The organism is Paraburkholderia phenoliruptrix, assembly GCF_019511605.1.
Lineage (GTDB): Bacteria > Pseudomonadota > Gammaproteobacteria > Burkholderiales > Burkholderiaceae > Paraburkholderia > Paraburkholderia phenoliruptrix_A.
This window is the reverse complement of sequence record NZ_JAEUAV010000005.1, coordinates 1-18167: the sequence shown is the minus strand read 5'-3', so window position 1 is coordinate 18167 and position 18167 is coordinate 1. Positions and strand designations below refer to the sequence as shown.

Genomic DNA, 18167 nt, shown 5'->3' with positions numbered 1-18167 from the left:
GCTCGACCCGACCTAACGTTGGCTTCAAGCAGGCTTTAAGCAGACGCTGAGTCCGCTTTCATCCGTCGTTCAGCGCCCCCAGCACCTTTGCACCCGCGCCGCTCAATACTCCGCCACGCCCGGTCGCGCCATGTCCTCACGCCTTGCCGAACCCGCCGCGGTCTCCAGCGAGACGTCATGATGCAGCAGCAGGGCGGCCGCGGCGCCGACCAGTCCCGCGCCTGCCAGGCACAAAAGGCCCGCGCCAAAGCCGCCAGTGCTGTCCTTGATCCAGCCCATCGCATAAGGTCCGAAGAATCCCGCCAGATTGCCGAGCGAATTGATTGCGGCAATGCCGCCCGCTGCCGCGGCGCCCGACAGGAACGCCGCAGGCAGCGTCCAGATAACGGGCAGGCAGCCGAAAATACCGAAGCCCGCAATCGACAGCGCAATCATTTTTTCCACCGGATTATCCAGCCCCGCCGACGCCGCGATGCCGGCCGCCGCCACCGTCAATGCGATCGCCACATGGCGTTTGCGTTCGAGCTTGCGGTCGGAGTGACGCCCCCACAGCACCATGCTGATCACGCCGACGATATACGGCAACGACGTCACAAAGCCCGTCTGCAGATTGGTCAAGCCGAAGGACTTCACGATCTGCGGCAGGAAGAAACTCAGGCCGTAGTTGGTTGCATTCGCACCGAAGTAGATCAGCGCGATCGCGAGCACACGCGGATTGAACAGCGCTTCCTTCACGCTGAAGGCGCGCACCGCCTCGCGATGCTCGCGTTCCTGCTGCTGGCGCGCGACGAGCCACGTGCGTTCGTCGGCGGCAAGCCAGGTGGCATCGGCCGGCTTGTCGGTCAGGTAGAACCACACCGCGAATGCCAGCAGCAGGGCGGGCAGCGCTTCGATCAGATAGACCCACTGCCAGCCGGCGAGGCCGCCGAGGCCGTCCATGGAAAGCAGGGCGCCCGAGATCGGCCCGCCTATCACCGTGGAGAGCGGAATCGCCGCCATGAAATAGCCGACCACGCGGCCGCGATACGCCGCGGGAAACCACAATGTGAGCAGAAAGATCACGCCAGGAAAGAACCCCGCCTCGGCCACGCCCAGCAGAATGCGCAAGCCGTAAAAGACATGCGCGGCCGAAAGCCCCGTGTATTGCGCGATATGTGGGATATACGCCATTGCGCCCGCCAGCACGCCCCACGTGAACATGATTCTCGCAATCCAGCGGCGCGCGCCGAATTTCTCGAGCAGAAGATTGGACGGCACTTCAAAGAAGAAGTACGCGATAAAGAAAATCCCTGCGCCAAAGCCGAATGCACTCGCGGACAGGCCGAGCGCCTTGTTCATCTGCAGCGCCGCAAAGCCGACGTTCACGCGGTCCAGATAGGCGATGAAATAACAGACGATCAGGAACGGCACGAGCCGAACCGTTACACGTTTCATGGTACGTGTTTCGAGTTCCATCGATGTCTCCTCCAGTTCATGGTCCGGATGGTTCAGAAGATGTCGTTAAAGACTAGTCGCTCGACCATGAATGGGGAAGTGCTTTAAACAGTTCCGGCACGCCAATGCGCGCAGGGACGGTGCGCCCGGCGTGCGTGTGCACGGACGATTGTTCGGACAGCGGCAACAGTGTTTTCGACCGGTGAGGCTGATCTCGCGCGGCAGATTCGCGATAATCCGATTCGAAATATTGCCAACCAATGTGACCAGCAAGACCGCACCTGGCGGTCATGCGCGGAACGATCAGAACACTCAGGTGCATCATGTTGAACAAGCTTCGCGATTGGGCGCGCCTCGCCATTGCGGTGCTCGCGGCAGGCGGCTTGCTTGCCGGCTGCGCAACGTCGACCCATGTCGTCGCCACCGATAAACCCGGCACCTACACGGTCGCCGCACATGCCGCGGGCGGACGCATGGCCTGGGCCCGCGCGCATGGAGAAGCACTGAACGAGGCGCGCGATTACTGCGAGCGCCTCGGTATGCAGAGCAGCATCAACGAAGAATCGGTGAGCGGGGTGGCGATGCTCACTACGCACGCTTCTTCGGTGAACTTCGAATGCCATCCAAAGTTCTAGCGCGAAAACGCATCGCGTAACAGCGCAGTTCAAACCGTCTGAAAGAAGCGGGGTGCGTCTACTGGTGGTCGAAGGTGACGAGCTTGTTGTCGTTCCTGTCTGCCACGAAGATGGCGAGGAGCCTCGCCGGTTCCGTGTCGCTTGCGTTCTCGCTAACCGTATGATGCGCGCCCGGCTTTTCGACCCAGTGCTCGCCCGCATGAAAAACGTGCGGCTCGCCGCCGTCGACACCGCTGCGAATCGAGCCGGATAACACGTAAGCCACCACGAACGCCTGCCCATGCCGGTGCGGCGAGGATTTGCCGCCCGGTGCATAGTCCACCACGAGCGCGGTCATCTTTTTGCCGGGCACATTTGCAATGGCTTCGGCGAAGGCGGGCGTAACTGTTTCGTGGCTTTCGTGGCTTTCGTGGGCGGCTGCATCCGCGGCCCATGCGGATGGCGAGGTTGCGAACATGCCTGCGCCGGCAAGTGTTGCGGCGACCATCAGTGTGTGCAGTTTCATTGCGCGATCTCCGAGTCGAGGTTTTCATACTGTGCGGGGCGTGTGGCTTGCCCGGCGCTTGCGTTGCGCGCGGCGTCGGCCCACGCGAGCGCGATGGCCGCCAATTCGTCGCGCGCCCGTTTGAGCGCTTCTGCGCGCGCTTGCTGGTTTGCGAACTGCAGCGGCTGCGCGTCGACGAAAGTCGGGTTCTTCACGCCGAGAAAACCGAACGCGGCTTTGAGGGCGGGCGTGAGCGCATCCATTGACTCATACGGCGAACCCGGCCGCAGGTCCGCGCCGCGGCTCGTGATGAACAGCACTTTTTTGCCCGCGAGCTGGCCGACGATGCTGCCGTCGTCCGCATGCGTGTACGTCACGCCGCTGCGCGAAATGCTGTCGACGAACGCCTTGAATGCGGATGGCATCGACCAGTTGTACATGGGCATGGCCAGGACCAGTGCGTCGGCGGCAAGCACGCGCTTGCACAGCGCATCGGAGGCCGCGAGCCGCTCTTGCATGGCCGGCGTGCGCTCATGCGGCGCAGCGTAGGTTGCAATGGCGAATGCTTCGTCCACATGCGGCGGCGTATCCGCTGCAACGTCCAGATAGTCGAGCTGAAGGTCTGCGTGCGCGGCACGCAGGCGCTCGAGAAAGTAGCGGCTCAGTGCACGGGAGTTGGACCGCTCCCGCTTCGCGCTGGCATCCACATGCATCAGCTTCATTGTCAGTTTCCCTTCCGGATGAATGAATGAGTGAGTGATGCAAAGATTAGCTGTGCGGGTGGCTTTGGGAAATGACCGGTTTTAGCGATTTTCAGGTGGCCAGTTAAAGGCGGTTAGGTGCGCTTGCAACCTGTCTGTTCGTAGGCAATTGATAGCTCTACTCGTGCACAATTTGATCCGGATACCTAACGTTATATCGATGTGTTCACCCTGAAGTGATCTGGCGCAGAATCGGATGTGGTGGTTTTCATCCGCGGCTAGCGCGTTCTTTCCTGCCGGCGCAGCACCGAACGGAGCGCGACCGGTAAACACTGAAGCAGGCGCTTGCGCGGATTTTTGTCCGCTGTTGACAATCAAAAATACGGCGCTTTAGACTTGGGTCATCCCTCGTGGCCTGACAAAGGTGTCCGCCCGGGGACCCGGCACAGAAGCCCCCTGACGAACTGCCAGTTCGTCAGGGGGCTTTTTTTTGTCCAGTTTTTTCCCCTGTTTTGCCGCCTACCTCTGGAGAACCCGCATGTTGCTGAAGCCGTCGGGCTGGATCCGTCTCGCCCTCACCGCAGGACTTGCATTGACCTCGCTCGCGTCGAGCGCCGCCGATCCCGTGAAAATCGGTTTGCTGGAGGACGCTTCCGGAAATTTCGCGCTGGCGACCATTCCGAAGATTCACGCGACCCAGCTCGCGGTGGAGGAGATCAACGCGAAGGGCGGCATTCTGGGACGCCCCGTTCAGCTGATCGCCTACGACACGCAATCGGATAACACCAAGTTTCAGGAACTCGCGCGGCGTCTCGTCCAGACAGACAAGCCCGACGTGATCTTCGGCGCGTTCTCCAGTGCCTCGCGCGAGGCGATCCGGCCCATCATGGACCGCGCGCATCAGCTTTACTGGTATGACAACCAGTACGAAGGGGGCGTGTGCGATACGAACACCTTCGTGACCGGCGCTGTGCCGGAGCAGCAGTTCTCGACGCTCATTCCATGGATGATGCAGAAATACGGCAAGAAGGTGTACACCATCGCCGCCGACTACAACTTCGGGCAGATCTCGGCGGAATGGGTGCGCAACATCGTGAAGGAGAACGGCGGCACGATGGCCGGCGAGGAATTCATTCCGCTATCCGTATCGCAATTCGGCCAGACGATCCAGAACATCCAGAAGGCGAAGCCCGACTTCGTGGTCACGCTGCTGGTCGGCGCGAACCAGGCGTCGTATTACGAGCAGCAGGCATCCGCGCATCTGAATCTGCCGATGGCGAGTTCGGTCAACGTCGGTCAGGCCTACGAGCATAAGCGCTTCAAACCGCCCGCTCTGAAGGACATGTACGTGACGGCGAATTATGTGGAAGAGGTCGATTCACCCGCCAGCAACGACTTCAAGAAGCGCTTTCACGCCAAGTTCCCGAACGAGCCGTACATCAACCAGGAAGCGGCGAATGCGTACGATGCGATCTATCTCTACAAGGCCGCCGCAGAAAAGGCCAAGTCGACGAACCAGGACGCGGTGCGCAAAGCGCTGGAAAGCGGCGACATCTGCACGGTAGGCGCGCAAGGCAAGGTCTGCATCGATCCGAAAAGCCATCACGCAAGTCATACGATCTATCTCGTGCACGTGAAGGAAGATCACTCCGTCGAGATTCCGAAGGTATGGGACGACGTTCAGCCGTACTGGCTCGGCAAGGTCGGCTGCGATCTGCCGAACAGGCCGGATCATCGTCAGTACACGCCGTCGAACCTGCCCAAGAAGTCCTGATCCGACGCCGGCGCGCGGCCGACACCTGCAGCAGGCGCGCACGCCGGCTTCCTGACCGTGGAGCATGCATGGCCACTTTATCGGTTCTCTATTCGCTCGTTTATCAGTTCGGCGACAACTTCGCTTATCTGGTACTCGCGGCGCTCGGTCTTGCGGTGATTTTCGGCATGATGGGCGTCATCAACCTCGCGCACGGCGAGTTCATCATGTGCGGGGCTTACGTCACGATCATCGCGGCGAAGCGCGGCGTGCCGCTGCCGCTCGCCATGCTGCTCGGCGCAATCGCGGCAGCGCTTGCCGGCGTGATCGTCGAACGGCTCGTGATCCGTCATCTGTACAACCGCCTGTTCGATTCCGTCGTGGCGACGTGGGCAATCAGCCTGATCGTGCAGCAGACCATGCTGCTGGTCGCGGGGCCGTCGATGGAAGGGATCGGCACGCCGTTCGGTTCGTTCTCAGTCGGCGACTATTCGTTCTCGACGTATCGCGCGTTGCTGCCGCTCATCGCGCTGGCAATTCTGTTCGGTCTCTATCTGTTGTTCTTCAGGACCAACTATGGCGTCTGTGCACGCGCGACGATCCAGAACGCGAACATTGCCCAATGCCTCGGCTTGCGTACCGACAGGCTCTATACGCTGACCTTCGCTCTCGGCGCGGGACTGGCGGGTCTCACGGGCGCGCTGTATGCCCCGACCATGACGGCGGTGCCGACAATGGGCAGCAACTTCATCGTGCAGGCATTCGTTTCAGTGGTCGTTGGAGGCGCGAACGTAATTGCGGGGACAACGCCGGCCGCCGGCGTGCTCGCCATCATCCAGACGGCGCTGACGGCCTCTTATGGACAGTTGTTCGGGCAGATCGGCTTGCTGGTGACGGTCATCGTCGTGATTCGCCTGCTGCCGCAGGGCCTCGGCAATCTCTTCACACGCTTGCGCTAGGAGACGGATGTGACGCGATCGAACATGTCTTCGCATCTGGCCCGCAAAAGCGGCACGTCACGCGCGCTGCATGCCGCCCCGTGGCTCGTGGCGCTGTGTCTGCCGCTCATCGTCGACGCAAATACGAGCGGCAACCTCGCGTACTGCCTTTTATGGGCCTTTAGCGCCGTGGGCCTCGCTGCGATGTGGGGCTATGGCGGCATCCTGTCGTTCGGACAAACCGCGTTCTTCGGACTGTCCGGCTATAGCTATGGCATCTTCACGCTGAACTACGGCGACATGTGGTTCGAGTCCTGGCTCGGTCTGGGCGTGGGACTCATGGTGAGCGTCGTGGTCGCCGCGCTGATCGGCTACATGATTTTCTATGGCGGCATCAAGGGCGTGTTCATCGGCATCGTCACGCTGTCGGTCACGCTCGTGCTCGAAACCTTCATGTCGCAGACGGCGGGGCCGCAATGGGCGATCGGCGAGGCGCGGCTGAACGGCTACAACGGCATGGGGGGCATGGCGCCATTGACGATTCCCTGGCCGGGCGGGCCGCTGACACTGGAGAACGCAAGCTTCTATTACCTCGTGCTGGCCCTGCTGATCGTGGTCTACGCCGTCATGCGCAGACTGCTCGACGGCACCTTCGGTCTCACGCTCATCGCCATCCGCGAGAATCCGCAACGCGCGGAGATGCTGGGCGTCGATATTCGCCGTCACCAGTTGCTGGTGTTCGTGCTCGGCTGCACGCTGGGCGGCCTGTCAGGTGCTCTCTATACGATCTGGGGGTCCTACATCACGCCGTCCACAATGGGCCTCACCGCGGCCGCGATGCCCGTGATCTGGGTCGCGACCTCCGGCAGAAAGACCATTGGCGGCACGATTTTCGGCACCGCGCTGCTGGTCTGGGTCTCGCAGAATCTCGCCGTGTACGGTAGCCAGTATGCGTTGATCCTGCTCGGCGCGATCCTGCTGATCGTCGTGCTGGCCGCGCCCGAAGGCCTGCTGCCATTCGTCACACGGCAACTGAAACGTCTGTCGGGCCCTGCACGCGATGGGGCGCACCAGCGCACAGCATGCCTGAAGCAAGAGGAGGGCAAGTCATGACGACGCTGCTGGAAACGCGCGGACTCAAGAAGCACTTTGGCGGCGCGCACGTCATCAACGGCATCGACTTCAAAATCGAGGCGGGCGAGATACGCTGCGTGATCGGCCCGAACGGCGCGGGCAAGAGCACGTTCTTCAAACTCATCACCGGCGAGCATCGTCCTTCGGAAGGCAGTGTCATATTTCTCGGCGAGGACATGAGCCACGTGCTGCCGCACGAGCGCATCCGCATGGGCATGAGCATCAAGTTTCAGATTCCCGGCGCATTTCCGGACCTGAGCGTGCGCCAGCACCTGAAGCTGTCGCTGCATCGCGCGAAGGACGATCGTCCTGAAAGCCTCGATGAGCTGCTGCAGCGCTTCATGCTGGCAAACGAAGAGAACGTGCTTGCGCGCAACCTGTCGCACGGCAAGAAACAGTGGCTCGAGATCGCGATGGCCGTCTCGCTGCGTCCGAAACTGCTGTTTCTGGACGAACCGGTGGCGGGGATGTCGGTGGAAGAAACGCACGCAACGGGCGAGCTCATCAAGCGTCTCTCGGACGCCGGTCTTACGATGATGGTGGTCGAGCACGACATGACCTTCGTCAGGCAGATCGCCTCGCGGGTGACGGTGTTGCATGGCGGAAGCCTGCTCGCGGACGGACCGCTCGACGAGATTCTCGCGCGCGACGATGTCGCCGAAGTCTATCTGGGGAAGAAGAAATGAGCGTGTTGCTCGACGTTTCAGGCGTGGAATCGGGATACGGCGGCGGCCGCGTGCTCAACGGCGTGTCGGTGCGCGTCGCGCGAGGCGAGGTGCTCGCGCTGATCGGCCGCAACGGCGTCGGCAAGACGACGTTGATGCGCACGCTGATCGGACTGGTCAAGCTGGACAACGGCGAGATCAGGCTGGACGGCGAAGCAATCGGCCATGAGAAACCCTACGTTCGCGCGCAGAAAGGCATGGGCTATGTGCCGCAGGGCCGCGAGATTTTCGGCGCGCTGACGGTGGCCGAGAACCTTCAGGTGGGTGCACAGGCGAATCGCGCGCAGGCGGCTCGCATGAGAGAGCAGGTCGTCGGCTACTTTCCTGTTCTGAAGCAACGCTATGCGCAAAAGGCGGGAACCATGAGCGGCGGCGAACAGCAGCAACTGGCCATTGCACGCGCCCTCATTAGCGCGCCCAAGGTGCTGCTGCTCGACGAACCGTCTGAAGGCATCCAGCCGTCCATCGTCGATCTGATCGGCGAGACGTTGCAGCAGATCGCACGCGAAACCGGTATCGGCGTGGTGCTCGTCGAGCAGGACATGGGCATGGTCGAACGGATCGCGACACGCTGCTGCGTGATGGACAAAGGCCGGATTGTCGACACATTGAGTCCCGCGCAACTCGGGGATGAGCAACTGATTCGCCAGTATCTGGCGCTGTGACGGAGAGCGGAACATGAAATGGCTTGAGGATTCGATCATGATGAGACGCGGTGTGGGCGCTGGTCGGGAACCGGTGGAACACCATCTCACGGAGGAGCTGCAGAAAACGTATCACTACACCATCGGCCCATATTCGCAGCCGGTGCTGCACGTGAAGCCTGGCGATCGAATCGTGGTGGAAACGCGCGATGCGTTCGAGGGCAAGATCAAGGAAGAAACCGACAAACCGTCGCAGGTGCTGCAGGTCCCGTTTCTCAATCCGCAGAATGGGCCGATCATGATCGAGGGTGCGGAGAAGGGCGATGTGGTCGCCGTGTACATCGAAAAAATGGCGCCGCGCGGCGACGATCCGCACGGCTTCTGCTGCATGATTCCGAACTTCGGCGGGCTGACGGGTACCGACTACACGGCCCTGCTCAACGAGCCATTGCCGGAAGTCGTGCGCAAGATCAAGATCGACGAAGAGAACGTGTACTGGAGCAAGCGCAATACGCTGCCTTATAAGCCGCATATCGGCACGCTCAGCCTCTCGCCGGAAATCGATTCGATCAATTCGCTCACGCCCGACAACCACGGCGGCAACATGGACGTGCCGGACATGGGCCCGGGCAGCATCACGTATCTGCCGGTGCGCTCGCCCGGCGGGCGCCTTTTCATCGGCGACGCGCACGCCTGTCAGGGCGACGGCGAGGTGTGCGGCACGGCCGTCGAGTATCAAAGCACGACGACCGTGCGCGTCGATCTCATCAGAAAATGGCAAATCGACTGGCCGCGACTCGAAAACGAGGACGCGCTGATGAGCATCGGCAGCGCACGGCCACTGGAAGACGCCACCCGCATCGCCTATCGCGAACTGGTGTTGTGGATGGCCGCCGAATACGGCTTCGACAAATGGGACGCCTACATGATGCTGAGTCAGGTGGGCAAAGTTCGACTCGGCAATTTTGTCGATCCAAAGTATACGGTCGGCGCTATGGTCGCCAAGCACTACCTCAAGTAACGCAGTGCCCCGGCAAAAGGCTTGCCGGAAGCATCCATTAAAAGAATCGACCCAAGCGCGAAGCGGCCGCTTCGCGCCTATCCGTGAGCGTGTTATTAAATGGCTTTGTCCGATACCATCCGAGTGGGCCTGCTGTGCTCGACGAGCGGTTCCACCGCGTTGCTCGAGCAATCTCAATGGCGCGGCGCTTGCCTCGCCATCGAGGAGATCAACGCGCGCGGCGGTATTGACGGACGGGAACTCGTCGCGCTCCATTACGACCCCGGCTCCGATCCCGCCGCGTTTCGCGAACTGGCCGAGCGGCTGATCGTGAAAGACGGCGTCAACACCATTTTTGGCGGCTATACGTCGACTAGCCGCAAGGCGATGCTGCCCATTGTCGAAAAGCACAACAGGCTTCTCATCTACGCACAGATGTACGAGGGCTTCGAGTACTCGGACAACATCATTTACAGCGGCGCATCGCCGAATCAGAACGGCGTGCAGCTCGCGGACTTCATGACGGAAACCTTCGGCGCCCGGGTCTACTTCGTGGGTTCCAGCTACGTCTATCCGTACGAATGCAATCGGACCATGCAGGAACTGATCCTCCAGCACCCGGAGGGCGCGATTCTCGGTGAGCGTTATCTGCCGCTAGACGCAACGCGCGATCAGTTTGCGCAGGTCGTCGCGGATATCCGCCGCAAATCGCCGGACTGGATTTTCTGCACGGTGATAGGCACGACCGTGCCGTATCTCTACGACGCCTATGCACACGCGGGCTTCGATCCGGCCAGAATGCCCATCGGCAGCCTCAATACCTCGGAGACCGAAATTCATGCAATGGAGCGCGGCATCGCGGCGGGGCACATCACGGCGGCCCCGTATTTCCAGAGTATCGACACGGAAGCGAATCATCGCGCGGTTGCGCATCATCAGTCGCGCTATGGCACGGACATCCCCACGGACATGAACTGGGAGGCTGCGTATTATCAGATGCACATGTTCGCGGAAGCATTCGCACGCGCAGGCTCCGACGAGCTTGCGACCATCATGCCCCATCTGCTCGGCTCGGAATTCAGCGCGCCGCAAGGCCGCGTGCGGATCGACCCCGTGAATCACCATATGGCGCTTTATCCGCGCATCGGCCGCGCCAATGCGGACGGCCAGTTCACGATCCTGCGCGAATCCAAGTTTGCCGTCGGCCCCGATCCGTACATGACGCGTCAGACGCTCGGGGACTGGGTCACGAAGCTGAGCACGCGGGATTATTGACGTGAGCGCGCATCCGGGCAGAGGCCAACGCAGCCTCACCAGTTCGATCCTCGAGCGTAACGCGCGCGTGGTCGTTTTTCATCCGGACGACGACGACGGGCAAACGCTCGCGAACCATCTGCGGCGTATGGGCTTTCACGTGGAGCGATGCTGGCCGCCGATGGACACGCTGCCCGAGCGCGTCGACCTGGTGTTTCGCGCGCTGTTACCCGAGGAGCGCGCGCCGAGCGGCGAATGGTCGGGGCCCGATGCGCCGCCCGTTATCTGCGTGGTCGCGTACGAGAACCCGACCTTCATCGATCAGGCCATCAAGCTCGGAGCCGACGGCATTGTGACAACGCCGATCCGGGCGTCGGGGCTGCTGGCGACCGTGGTGATGGCGTTGTATCACGCGAAGCGCTCGCGTCAGCATGCACAGCGTATCGCCAAGCTCGAACAGAAGCTGCTCGACAGCCGGCATCTGCAGGACGCAAAGAACATTCTGATGACCATGCATCGCGTGAGCGAGCGCGAGGCCTACGACATTCTGCGCGCCCAGGCGATGGAAAAGCGCGTGACCATCGACGATATCTGTCACTCCGTCATTCAGGCGGGAGAGGTGTTGCAGATCGCGCGCGGCTTGGCATCCGGGGAAGGGCGAGAGCGGGACTGAGCGCCCCTTCATACGTTTTCTGATCGACACGCACAGGAGCGGCGAACATGGACCTGCAAATGAAAGGCTTGAAGGCGATCGTGACCGGCGGCACCAAGGGTATCGGTCTTGCGATTGCGCGGACACTCGCTGCGGAAGGCGCAGAGGTCGCCATCTGTGCGCGCGATGAGCTGGCTGTGCAATCAACTGCGAGCGCGCTAGCAGAGCTGAGCGGTGCACGCGCGTCGGGCACGGCCGTCGACGTGTCGGACGGCGCCGCGCTAAAGGCGTGGGTCGCCCGCATCGGTGACGAGTGGGGCGGCCTCGACATCGTGGTGGCCAACGTGAGCGCGCTCGCGATCGGCAACGACATCGAATCGTGGCGCAAGGAGTTCGAGACGGATCTTCTCGGCACCGTCAATCTCGTTGATGCGGCGATGCCGTTTCTGGAGGTGAGCGCCGCTGCGTCGATCGTCGCGATTTCGAGCGTATCGGCGCGTGAAATCGACTTTGCCGCGGGCCCCTACGGCGCCTTCAAGGCCGCGCTCGTTCACTACATGCAAGGGCTGGCGAATCAGCTCGCGGCAAAGGGCATTCGCGCGAATACCGTGTCGCCGGGCAATGTGTATTTTGAGGGCGGCGTGTGGGACTGGATCGAGCATAACGATGCGGCGCTGTTCGAGCGCGCGCTTGCATTGAACCCGACCGGCCGTATGGGCCGGCCGCAGGAAATTGCCAATGCGGTGGCATTCATCGCGAGTCCGGCCGCGAGTTTCGTGAGCGGCGCGAATTTCGTGGTCGACGGCGCGCTCACGCGCGGCGTCCAGCTTTGAGCGCTTAGCGCACCGACAATCCAACAGGAGCATTAAATGACACAGGGCAGGGCGATGGACATCGATCTCGACGCTCTCACGGTGGAAGCCGTGCAGGCGGCTTTCAGGGCCGGCACGTTGACGGCCGAGCAACTCACGCGCGCCTGCTTTGACAGAATCGAGCGCGACAACGCGAAGTACAACGCGCTGATCTTTCTCAATCCGCAAGCGATCGACGATGCGCGCAAGATCGACGCGCGGCGAGCGGCCGGCGAAGCGCTGGGGCCGCTTGCGGGCGTGCCGGTGGTCATCAAGGATCCGATGGATATGGTCGGTTTTCCGACTACGGCAGGATGGGCGAGGCTGTACAGCAAGAAGGGCGGCGTCGACCTGATGCCTGAGCGGGACGCGCCGGTCGTGGCACGCATGCGGCGTGCCGGAGCAATTCTGCTTGGCAAGACGAACGTGCCCATCCTGAGCCATACGGGATCGCATGCCAACGATAGCTGGGCGGGGCCGACGATGAATGTCGCCATGCCCGATCGCGTGCCGGGCGGCAGCAGTGCCGGGACCGCGTCGGCGGTTGCCTCGGGCATGGCGGTGCTTGGACTCGCGGAAGAGACCGGCGGATCGATTCAAAACCCAGCTTCGGCGCAGGGACTCGTCGGCATCAAGCCGACCATCGGGCTGGTTCCGAATGCGGGCGTCGTGCCGTTGTCGGGCAACCGGGACGTTGTGGGGCCCATTGCCCGGAACGTGAGGGACGCCGCGTTATGCCTCGACGTGCTCGCGGGTTACTCTAGCGAGGACCCGAAAACCCTCGCGAGCGTCGGTCAGCAGCCGCAAGGCGGCTATACGTCGGCGCTCGACGCGAATGCGCTAAGGGGCAAGCGCATTGGCTTGTACGGCCCCGGCTGGCGCGCGCAGCCGCTTTCGGACGAAGCCGCCACGCTGTATGAACGCGTCAAGGGGGAACTGACGGCTCTGGGCGCGGAGCTCGTCGACGATCCGTTCGCGGGCTCCGGATTCGCGGATCTGCGAAAGCCGACTCCGCCGCTTGAGCACTTCGATGCGCGCGGTCTCGAATCGATTCCTTACGATCTTGAGAAGTATCTGCAACGGCTCGGCAAGCATGCGCCTCTCAAGACCTTCGCGGAGTTTGCCGAAGCGACCCGGGACGACGATGCGTTCGGACCCAACGGCGTGCTGCGCTATCTGCATAACCTGGCCGACTTCAGGACGGCGCTGGCTGATCCGTCGTTGCCGCCGGAGATGCCGGAGTTCATCGAACTGAAGGCCCGTTATCTGCGCATCTTTGAAACGGTCATGACCTCGCAGCGGCTGGACGCGCTGGTTTTTCCGCAAATGCGATGTGAAATTCCTCCGCTTCACGGCACCGAAGTGATCCAGGAGACGACGGTCGGCGAGATCAACATTGCGGGGCTGCCGGGCATCGTGGTGCCGGCGGGCCGCTACCTGTCGGGCGCACCGTTCGGGCTGATCTTCGTCGGGCGGCAATGGGATGAGGCGGCGCTGCTTGGGTATGCGTATGCGTATGAAACCGGCGCGGGACGCAACGGATCGCGGACGTTGGATTGAGACCGGTCGGTTGGCGCGACGGGTTGTTGCTCGTAGGAATGCGGTGACTTTGGTCTGCGGCGTGCGGGCTGGCTGGATCATGCAGCCGGCGCCGAAGTGGCCGATTTGGAACACGCAAACACGACATTTCAATCTGGCGGAAACCCGACATCTGTAAATAGCCGCTACAGCCGTTCTGTTGATAATTTATCTTATGTCAAATTACTAATCGGAACACATTGACGGGTTCCGCTTGTTGACGGCGGCCGGCGAACGGCCATCGCATAGTTCTCCGTCACGGGTCGCGGCGACCAGTCTCTGGAACCAAGATTCCCACCGCCCGCGACCACGTGTTCACATCAGCCGATCACAAGACGGTCGACAACCGCCTTCACGCCATGTGTCGAGCGCGCAGCACCGGTCACAATGGAGCGTTCAGCGGCCGAACTGAGATGGCCCGACAGCGTCACCTTGCCGTCTTCGACCTGGACGCCCACATGCTTCAACTCGCGTGCGGTGTGGCGCTCAATGGCTTTGCGAATGTTGCATTCAATGTCGATAGCGGAAGCTGAGCCTCGAATCCTGATGTCGTTCGTCAACCCCGTCACGCCGCGCATGTGACGTATATTTTTCTCGGCGATACGGCTGCGGTAACCGTCTTCGACCTCGCCGCTCAACGTCACCCAACCCTTTTCCACCTTGATCCTGATTGCATGTTCCTCGAGGCCCGCAATCCAGTCGAGCACGGCCCGAACGCTCAATGCAACGTCCTCGTCGGTCCGCTCGTCGGACTTGTGCAGTTTGACGTCGATGCCGACCACCACGGCGACGACCCCGGCGACTCTCTGCGCGCACTTTTCGGCCGCGACCTTCGCCGCATAACTCGGAACATGTCCCGTGAGAGTAACGATGCCGTCGACCACGGCAACGCCTATTCCATTTGCGTCGACGGCCGGACTCATCATCAGTTCCTCCTCGACTTCCTGCTTCAATTGACTGTCCGGTTTCATAAGGTTGTCCTCCTAACTATCTATGACGGCTTTGAACTCGCTGTCCATGAACCGATACCATGACGTGCATCCACAGATACAGGGTGTGCCGCACCGGGATCGCTTTATTTACTCAGCCTACGGCTCGCTTGCACGCGGCCATTGATTGAAGTCAACCGTCAGGCGGAAGTTTGGGGCGCCTATGTGTAATCTCCTTTGCTATGCCTCACCGGCCTGAAGAGATTGCGTTCGTAGCATCGGAAGACCTGACCAGCAGCACGGGAACGTCTGCGCGCCTGGCAAACGCTTCCGCCACGCTCCCCAGCACCCATCGCCCTATTCCATGCCGTCCCTGCGTGCCCATCACGACGAGGCCGGCCCCTTCCCGTTTCACACAACGGGCGAGGCAGTGCGCAATATCGTCGGCCGCGCCGTCTGTCTCCTCGATCTCGGTGTCGCCGGGCACACCACGCTCGGCCATGGCCTGGCGCGCCGCATCGAGAGCAAGGCGCCCGTCTTCGCGTAGCACTTCACGTAGCCGCTCTGGATCGAAATAGCCTGCATACGGCGACATGCACCACGGGTGGACGACATATACCGCGTGCAAACGGGCCTGCGCGAGTTCGGCAACATTGAGCGCTTCATACAGCGCCCGTTTGGACGCATTGCTGCCGTCCAGCGCCACGACGATCTTCTGGAACATCAATCGCTCCTCGTAGAGGTTGCGCAAGCGAGCCCCGACGCCTCGATCAGGCCATCGCCACAGCTAACTGAATGATCGGCCCGAATGATTCCCGCCGTCTGACCTTGGTCAACGGATATTCAGCAACACTGCGAGGCACATGCGCCCCGGAGGAACAGGCAGCGCCAGGCGCCTTCCGCGCCTATGTCACGACCGTTCGACCATACGTGCAAAGGGTCGCGTACCGCATTGGAGTTAGCGCGCGGTTGCCGGGTGGTATCGCTACAACCGGGCCGGGTGCTGGCGGCATACGAAACGTCAGCGTGCGCGCCTCGATGTCATGAAAATAGCCGCTCCGGCTGCGGTTGTAGCGGTCAACGGCCTCGTCGTATGCCTTTCGCTTCGTGACGATTCGCCGGTCCGCTGCGGCCAGTTGTGTGAGCAAGGACCTGAAGCGCGCATCGTGATCGAGGTGCGGATCGTTGCCGGCCTCGATCACAAGACGAGATATTGCGTCCCCCAGTTGGCGCTGCGCAATCTCGAACCGCTCGAAAGGTATCTGTTCCAGCAGCGCCTCCCGGTCGGTGCGCATACAGTCGAGGTTGGCCTGTGCCGCGGTCACCGCATCGGCAAGCCCGCTGTTCTCGCGCGAGGCAGGCTGTACCAGAGCAATCAGTTGCCGCGAAAGCTCGGTGCGTTCCGCGTACTGCTGGAGCAGGTCGCCCAGTGCAGCTTTGCGCTCGACATCATCTGCGTCGTAGTGCGGCAAGCAGCCCCCGAGCAAAGCAATGGCGACGAGCAGGATGACGGTTCCAGCAATCGTTTTCCTCATGTCTGAACCTCGATGCCTGCGGCGGCGTCCGCCCTCCTTTCTCGACCTTGGACCTGCTCCGCGGCTGCTGCCACGAGTTGCACGATATCGTGGGCGCTTTCTGCCGCTGGACGGGGCTATAGGCGCGCGTCAGCTTCGGCGATTTGCTGGCAATGCTGCCGCCCGGTCTGTTCGCTGTCCGAGTGAAGCGGTGGCGATTCAGCTGCGATCTTGTGGAATGTCAGCACCGCCGTAGCAGAACCTCGTCGCCACTGAAAACGCTTGTTGCTCTCGAACGGCGGCTAAATGAAGACGCGGTATTTGCAGCGCTGGCGATGGGGACCTAGCTTTCCACGTCGCCGCCCTCCGGTGCATCACTGCTATCAGCCTGCCGCGCCTGCACGCGCGGCAGGCCATGTCAACGAAACGCCGATGCCGCCATGCGTCGGTATCGCAATGCCTTGTGAGCGTTCCACGCCATCCAGCGTCGCGCTGAGCCGGTAGCGGCCCGGCGGGATTTGCGCATAAAGGTAGGGCCCGTCTGTGATTGCCGCGAAGATCAGTTTCCCGTCAGACGTGAACAGGCGCACCGACACATCGGAGGTGAACTCTCCGGTGCTCGTGGTGAACCGCGCTCGCATGCTGTAGCGTGACGCGACAGCGCGGATTGCCGCGGCTTCGTCCTCGCCCACGCCTCCTGTCACATACGTAATGCCCCTATTGTGACCGGTCTCCAGACCGGCAGCGGCAGGTGGACTGGATGCAGCGGCGCCTGCATCACCCTGATTGCACATCACGCTCATCATGTCCACGTCCATGCCCATGTGCATCCCGCCGTCGTGGTCCATCATGTGCTGTCCATCGTAACGACGCATGCCGGGTGGCACCTCGACGCCCCGCTCCTTTGCATGCGCGATCATCAGATCGTGCCATTTTCGCGCGACCGCCTGCCGCTTCGCACCGGTTGGCGCCTCGCGCATCTGAGCGCAAAAGTCGGCCCGCTCTGCAGGCGTCGTCAGCTGACCCGGCGAGGCCGAGGGTGGGCCCGGCGGGACCTCGGCATAGGAAATTGAAAGGGCCAGGCAAGCGACTGAACATACCGTCGTTCTAAGCAGTAGCCCCGGAAGGAATACACGCATGGCCTGTCTCCGCAATTCTGTCCACCATGAACCGATATTACGCACTCGCGCGAGACTGTCCCGTTGATCTGGGTCAAGCGCGGCAGACGGTCAGGTCACAGTCAGCTCCCAGTCGCCTCGCGGTCACAGGACGGGACAGAACCGCGCTTCTGTGGCGTTTCAATGCGTTGCCGTCGGATGGCCGTATCTCCTGACGCGGCGCTGGCGGAACTTTGCGTTGGGCATGGCACCGTGGAGCAGCTCGTTAAGCGCGCCGACAGTCCGCGGACAGTCGTAGTCACCCTTGCAAGTTGCGTGGGCGCATAGGAGCCCCACGTGGTGCTCGCACGCGGAATCTGCGCGTGTTTATTTAATTACCTTGCGCCAAAAAACCAGATACGCGGCAGAGCAGGATGCGATGAGCAGAATGCCCCACATCGGAGCCATGCTGATCAGAACGGAGGTGGCAGACATTTCATACTCCTGATAAATACGATCCATTGATGAAACTCAATTGCTTCATCCTCTACAGGGCTACGTCGTTTTGCTGCGCCCCGTCTAACGATGCGTTCATGGTATCTCCGCAAGCAGTGGCCTACCTGTGGTGCCCTGCCGCACCCACTTGCGTCAGATCAAGACTCGACGTTTAGCAGGCGCTGATGACGGGCGGGGTCAGGCAGGCGAAGCGTTGCATCGGGCAGACAGCCCTTTTTCAGGGCTTACATGCCGTCCGCGCAGCATGACGTATGGGGGAAATGAGGGACGTCCGGCAACTGATACAAGGGCGATGGGCGGCGAGTCCGTACGCTAAACGCCCCCGCCC

At 61.7% G+C, this 18167-nt stretch carries 18 protein-coding genes; 11 read left to right on the top strand and 7 right to left on the bottom strand.

Annotated elements, in window-relative coordinates; translation table 11 throughout:
• Positions 1-102: 102 nt before the first annotated feature.
• Entirely contained in the window at positions 103-1455 is a 1353-nt protein-coding gene (locus JNB89_RS09255; protein WP_013339282.1) for an MFS transporter, read from the bottom strand.
• A gap of 302 nt (positions 1456-1757) precedes the next feature.
• Here JNB89_RS09255 and JNB89_RS09250 point away from each other — a divergent pair, with 302 nt between their 5' ends.
• On the top strand, positions 1758-2069 hold the full coding sequence (locus JNB89_RS09250; RefSeq protein WP_135895878.1) for a hypothetical protein: 312 nt from the start codon (positions 1758-1760) through the stop codon (positions 2067-2069).
• Positions 2070-2127: 58 nt separating this feature from the next.
• Here the strand turns inward: JNB89_RS09250 and JNB89_RS09245 are convergent, their stop codons facing one another.
• Together JNB89_RS09245 and JNB89_RS09240 are read right to left on the bottom strand one after the other, a co-directional pair.
• Positions 2128-2574 (bottom strand): cupin domain-containing protein, encoded by a 447-nt coding sequence (locus JNB89_RS09245; RefSeq protein WP_220361999.1) that lies wholly within the window; start codon positions 2572-2574, stop codon positions 2128-2130.
• Positions 2571-3275 (bottom strand): FMN-dependent NADH-azoreductase, encoded by a 705-nt coding sequence (locus JNB89_RS09240; protein WP_220361998.1) that lies wholly within the window; start codon positions 3273-3275, stop codon positions 2571-2573. The genes JNB89_RS09245 and JNB89_RS09240 overlap by 4 nt, the downstream gene beginning before the upstream one ends.
• Before the next feature lie 517 nt (positions 3276-3792).
• On the opposite strand from JNB89_RS09240, the gene JNB89_RS09235 reads away from it, so the two are divergent.
• The 10 genes from JNB89_RS09235 (at position 3793) to JNB89_RS09190 (ending at position 13765) form a co-directional block, all read left to right on the top strand.
• Positions 3793-5028 carry an urea ABC transporter substrate-binding protein gene (locus JNB89_RS09235; protein WP_220361997.1) on the top strand — a complete coding sequence of 412 codons (1236 nt, stop codon included), beginning with the start codon at positions 3793-3795 and terminating at the stop codon, positions 5026-5028.
• A gap of 68 nt (positions 5029-5096) precedes the next feature.
• Positions 5097-5966, top strand: a complete 870-nt coding sequence (locus tag JNB89_RS09230; protein WP_013339287.1) for an ABC transporter permease subunit — start codon at positions 5097-5099, stop codon at positions 5964-5966.
• Between the two features lie 24 nt (positions 5967-5990).
• On the top strand, positions 5991-7058 hold the full coding sequence (locus tag JNB89_RS09225; protein WP_220361996.1) for an ABC transporter permease subunit: 1068 nt from the start codon (positions 5991-5993) through the stop codon (positions 7056-7058).
• Positions 7055-7765 (top strand): ABC transporter ATP-binding protein, encoded by a 711-nt coding sequence (locus JNB89_RS09220; RefSeq protein ID WP_220361995.1) that lies wholly within the window; start codon positions 7055-7057, stop codon positions 7763-7765. The genes JNB89_RS09225 and JNB89_RS09220 overlap by 4 nt, the downstream gene beginning before the upstream one ends.
• The gene (locus JNB89_RS09215) at positions 7762-8469 is read left to right on the top strand and encodes an ABC transporter ATP-binding protein (RefSeq protein ID WP_220361994.1); all 708 of its coding nucleotides are present in this window, start codon (positions 7762-7764) and stop codon (positions 8467-8469) included. Before JNB89_RS09220 ends, JNB89_RS09215 begins: the two co-directional genes overlap by 4 nt.
• A gap of 13 nt (positions 8470-8482) precedes the next feature.
• Positions 8483-9469, top strand: a complete 987-nt coding sequence (locus JNB89_RS09210) for an acetamidase/formamidase family protein (RefSeq protein WP_220361993.1) — start codon at positions 8483-8485, stop codon at positions 9467-9469.
• A gap of 99 nt (positions 9470-9568) precedes the next feature.
• The gene (locus tag JNB89_RS09205) at positions 9569-10723 is read left to right on the top strand and encodes a transporter substrate-binding domain-containing protein (RefSeq protein WP_220361992.1); all 1155 of its coding nucleotides are present in this window, start codon (positions 9569-9571) and stop codon (positions 10721-10723) included.
• A 1-nt stretch (position 10724) separates the two neighbouring features.
• Positions 10725-11375 (top strand): ANTAR domain-containing response regulator, encoded by a 651-nt coding sequence (locus tag JNB89_RS09200; protein WP_220361991.1) that lies wholly within the window; start codon positions 10725-10727, stop codon positions 11373-11375.
• Positions 11376-11422: 47 nt separating this feature from the next.
• Positions 11423-12187 (top strand): SDR family NAD(P)-dependent oxidoreductase, encoded by a 765-nt coding sequence (locus JNB89_RS09195; RefSeq protein WP_220361990.1) that lies wholly within the window; start codon positions 11423-11425, stop codon positions 12185-12187.
• 36 nt (positions 12188-12223) lie between these two features.
• A complete protein-coding gene (locus JNB89_RS09190; RefSeq protein WP_220361989.1) occupies positions 12224-13765 on the top strand; it encodes an amidase in 1542 nt (513 codons plus the stop codon).
• 338 nt (positions 13766-14103) lie between these two features.
• Here JNB89_RS09190 and JNB89_RS09185 read toward each other — a convergent pair whose 3' ends face one another.
• The 4 genes from JNB89_RS09185 to JNB89_RS09170 all read right to left on the bottom strand — a co-directional run bounded on the left by JNB89_RS09185 (position 14104) and on the right by JNB89_RS09170 (position 17146).
• Entirely contained in the window at positions 14104-14754 is a 651-nt protein-coding gene (locus JNB89_RS09185) for a BON domain-containing protein (RefSeq protein ID WP_220361988.1), read from the bottom strand.
• A gap of 205 nt (positions 14755-14959) precedes the next feature.
• A complete protein-coding gene (locus JNB89_RS09180) occupies positions 14960-15436 on the bottom strand; it encodes a universal stress protein (RefSeq protein WP_220361987.1) in 477 nt (158 codons plus the stop codon).
• 181 nt (positions 15437-15617) lie between these two features.
• Positions 15618-16247 (bottom strand): LemA family protein, encoded by a 630-nt coding sequence (locus JNB89_RS09175; protein ID WP_220361986.1) that lies wholly within the window; start codon positions 16245-16247, stop codon positions 15618-15620.
• A 362-nt stretch (positions 16248-16609) separates the two neighbouring features.
• On the bottom strand, positions 16610-17146 hold the full coding sequence (locus JNB89_RS09170) for a hypothetical protein (RefSeq protein ID WP_220361985.1): 537 nt from the start codon (positions 17144-17146) through the stop codon (positions 16610-16612).
• Positions 17147-18167: the final 1021 nt, after the last annotated feature.